The following is a 3,729-nucleotide window of genomic DNA, read 5'->3' as shown; positions in this document are numbered from 1 at the left end:
CGTCCATGCCCCCAGTGTCCCCCGGGGGGCGCGGCGGCGGGGACCCGGGCGGGCGGCACGGGCAGGCGGTGCGGTCGTGGCGGGCGAGGGGCGCGGCCGTCACGCGGACCGCGGTGCAGCCGCACCGGTGCCGTCGGGGAGACTGGTGCGGGGTCCCGCCGGGGGACCGGTCCGAGCAGGAGGAACGACGTGGGCGAGCAGCTGCGCCTGATGGCGGTGCACGCGCACCCGGACGACGAGTCGAGCAAGGGTGCCGCGACGATGGCGCGCTACGTCGCCGAGGGCGTGGACGTCATGGTCGTCAGCTGCACCGGGGGCGAGCGCGGCGACGTGCTCAACCCGAAGCTGCAGCACGACCCCGAGGTCGAGCGCGACATCGTCGGCTACCGGCGCAAGGAGATGGCCGAGGCCGTGCGCATCCTGGGGGTGCAGCACCGCTGGCTCGGCTTCGTCGACTCCGGCCTGCCCGAGGGCGACCCGCTGCCCCCGCTGCCGGACGGCTGCTTCGCGCTGGAGCCGCTCGACATCGCCGCCGCGCCGCTGGTCCGGCTCGTGCGGGAGTTCCGGCCCCACGTCATGACCACGTACGACGAGGACGGCGGCTACCCGCACCCCGACCACATCATGTGCCACAGGGTGTCGCTGGAGGCCTTCGAGGCGGCAGGCGACCCCGACCGGTACGTCGGACACGGCCAGGTGCCCTGGTCGCCGCTCAAGCTGTACTACAACCAGACGTTCTCGAGGGCGAAGATCACGACGTACCACCAGGCCCTGCTGGACGCCGGCGCGGAGTCCCCCTTCGCGGAGTGGATGGAGCGCTGGGAGGAGCGGGCCGAGCGCGCGGTCACCACGCGGGTCCCCGTCGCGGAGCACCTGGAGACCGCCGACCGCGCCCTGCTCGCGCACGCCACGCAGGTCGACCCCGACGGGATGTGGTTCTCGGTGCCCGCGGAGACGCGTCGCCGCATCTGGCCGACCGAGGAGTTCGAGCTGGCCCGCAGCCTCGTCGGCGGCCCGGTGGCCGGCCCCGCGGGCAGCCCGGTGGACGAGGCGGACCTGGAGGACGACCTGTTCGCGGGGGTGCGCGAGCACCTGGCGCAGGGCGGCGCGGCATGAGCACCGCGCTCGCCGCCGTTGGGCGGCTCGCCGGTCCCTCCGGCCTGGCGGGGCTCGCCGGGCTCCCCTCGCTGCTCCCGCTGTCGTCGCCCGCACCCAGCCCGGCCGAGGTCGTCCGTACCCCGCCGCCGGAGCTCGTCACCCCCGGCACGCTCGGGTTCCTCGTGACCTTCGCGGTCGCCGTGGCCCTGGTGCTGCTGGTCCGGGACATGGTGCGGCGCAACCGCGGCCTGGTGGTGCGCGCCGAGCGGCGCGACGCCCAGCTGCGGGAGGCCCAGGCCGCGGCGCCCGACGCGGACGCGGCGCCCGAGGCGGACGGCGCGGGACCGGTCCTGCGGGACCGCTCGGCACCGGGCGACGTGCCCGACGACGGGACGGACGGGGTCGACGGGGCGGGGCGCCCGCGCGTCTGACCTGCGCGGCTGACCTGCCCCGGCCCTGCCTGCGGGGTTGTGTCCGGGCCCCGACCTAGCGTCGTGGCATGCGCATGCTCCACACCTCCGACTGGCACCTGGGCCGCACCCTGCACGGGGCCGACCTCGCGGCTGCCCACGAGGCGTGGGTCGACCACGTGGTCGAGGTCGTCCGGGCCGAGCGGGTCGACGTCGTGCTCGTCGCCGGGGACGTGTTCGACCGCGCCATCCCGCCGGTGCAGGCGCTGTCGACCTGGGAGCGGGCGCTGCTGGAGCTCACGCGGGCGGGCGCCCGGGTGGTCGTCTCCAGCGGCAACCACGACAGCCCGGCCCGGCTGGGTGCCCACACCGGGCTGCTCTCGCAGGTGGGGGTGCACGTGCGCTGCGACCCTGCGCGCGTCGGGGAGCCCGTCGTCATCGCCGACGAGCACGGCCCGGTCGCCTTCACCCCGCTGCCGTACCTCGAGCCGACCACGACGGCCGCCCTGCTGTCGCGCCTCTCGGTGGGCGACGAGCCTGCGGGCGCGGACGTCGCCCGCACCCAGGAGGGCGTGGTGTCGCGCGCGGCGTCGCTCGCGGCCGCCGGGGCCCGGGCCGCCGGCCACACCCGCACCGTGGCCCTGGCCCACACCTGGGTCGCCGGCGTCCGTCCCGCCGACCGGTCCGACAGCGAGCGGGAGATCGGCTGCTGCGCGGCCCGCCCGGGCGACGGCGGGACCCGGGTCGGGTCGCTGGACCGCGTCGGGGTCGAGGCATTCGCCCCGTTCTCCTACACCGCGCTCGGGCACCTGCACGGCCCCCAGGTGCTGGGCGAGACGCTCCGCTACAGCGGCTCGCCCGTGGCGTTCTCCTTCTCCGAGCGCGCCCACCGCAAGGGCAGCTGGCTCGTCGACCTGGACGCCGCCGGGGCCGCGCGCGTCGAGCGGGTCGACGCGCCGGTGCACCGGCCGCTCACCCAGCTCACCGGCACGCTGGAGGACCTGCTCGCCGGGGCGGGGCACACCGCGGCGGAGGGCCACCACGTCAAGGCGGTCCTCACCGACCCGGCCCGCCCGGCGGACGCGATGCGACGGCTGCAGGCCCGGTTCCCACACGCCGTCGCGCTGGAGTGGGTGCCGCAGGGCCGCGCGCCGGAGCGGACCGCGGCGGCCCGGCTGCGGACGAGCGCCGACGACACCGGCGTGGCCGTCGGGTTCGTCGCCCACGTCCGGGGGACCGAGGCCAGCGACGACGAGCGTGCCCGCCTCGACGGGGCGTTCCGCGCCGTCAGGGCGGCCGAGGTCGCCGCGGACGCCCTGCCGCAGCAGCGCGTCCTGGACGAGCTCGCCGCCGTCGGCACGGAGGACGAGGAGCTGGTCCTGCTCGACCTCGCCTCGGCCGGCGGGGCCGCGGCGGCGCGCGAGGGGGCGGCCTGATGCGCCCGCACCGGCTCAGGGTGACCGCGTTCGGGCCGTTCCCCGGCACCGTCGAGGTGGACCTGGACGAGGTGAGCGCGGCGGGGCCGTTCCTGCTGCGGGGGGCGACCGGCGCGGGCAAGACGAGCCTGCTCGACGCCGTGGGCTACGCGCTGTTCGGCCGCGTGCCGGGCGCCCGCGGGCTCAAGCAGCTGCGCAGCGACCACGCCGCCCCCGGGGTGCGCACGAGCGTCGAGCTGTGGGCCACCGTCGGCGGCCGCGCCGTGCACGTCGTCCGGACGCCGGACCAGCAGCGGCCCAAGGCCCGCGGCGAGGGCACGACGACCGACCGGGCCACGGTCGCCGTGCGCGTGGCCGACGACCTGGCCGCCCTCGCCGACGACCACTGCACCGCACGGTGGTCCGGCGTGCAGGAGGCCAACGACGAGCTGGCGGGGCTCGTCGGCATGACCCACGAGCAGTTCGTCCAGGTGGTCCTGCTGCCCCAGGGCGATTTCGCCCGCTTCCTGCGCGCCCGCGACGAGGACCGGGCCGAGGTGCTTCGCGCCCTGTTCGACACCCGCCGCTTCCGCGCGGTGGAGCAGCACCTGCGGGAGCAGCGGGACGCCGCGCGCCTGGCCCTCGGCGAGGCCGACGGCGCGGCGCGCTCCGCCGCGGAGCGGGTGGCGACCCTGGCCGACGTCGACGAGCCGCCGACCACCGGCCTGGCGGCGTGGGCCGGCGAGCTGCTGACCGCGGCCGAGGACCGTGCCGCCGCACTCGGCGCCGAGGCCGGGGAAGTCGGA

At 77.6% G+C, this 3,729-nt stretch carries 4 protein-coding genes; all 4 read left to right on the top strand.

The annotated features are described in order from the left end of the window. Positions 1–189: 189 nt before the first annotated feature. Complete coding sequence (gene mca / locus WCS02_RS18600) at positions 190–1,116, top strand: mycothiol conjugate amidase Mca (protein ID WP_376983641.1); 927 nt, start codon at positions 190–192, stop codon at positions 1,114–1,116. Then, the gene (locus WCS02_RS18595) at positions 1,113–1,529 is read left to right on the top strand and encodes a hypothetical protein (RefSeq protein ID WP_340295779.1); all 417 of its coding nucleotides are present in this window, start codon (positions 1,113–1,115) and stop codon (positions 1,527–1,529) included. Before mca ends, WCS02_RS18595 begins: the two co-directional genes overlap by 4 nt. 68 nt (positions 1,530–1,597) lie before the next feature. Next, positions 1,598–2,944, top strand: a complete 1,347-nt coding sequence (locus WCS02_RS18590) for an exonuclease SbcCD subunit D (RefSeq protein ID WP_340295778.1) — start codon at positions 1,598–1,600, stop codon at positions 2,942–2,944. Between the two features lie 20 nt (positions 2,945–2,964). After that, positions 2,965–3,729 (top strand): AAA family ATPase (locus tag WCS02_RS18585; RefSeq protein ID WP_340295777.1); only part of this gene is annotated, 765 nt, incomplete at its 3' end.

This window comes from Aquipuribacter hungaricus (genome assembly GCF_037860755.1).
GTDB classification, from domain to species: Bacteria; Actinomycetota; Actinomycetes; order Actinomycetales; family JBBAYJ01; genus Aquipuribacter; species Aquipuribacter hungaricus.
This window is presented reverse-complemented; position numbering and strand designations above follow the sequence as displayed.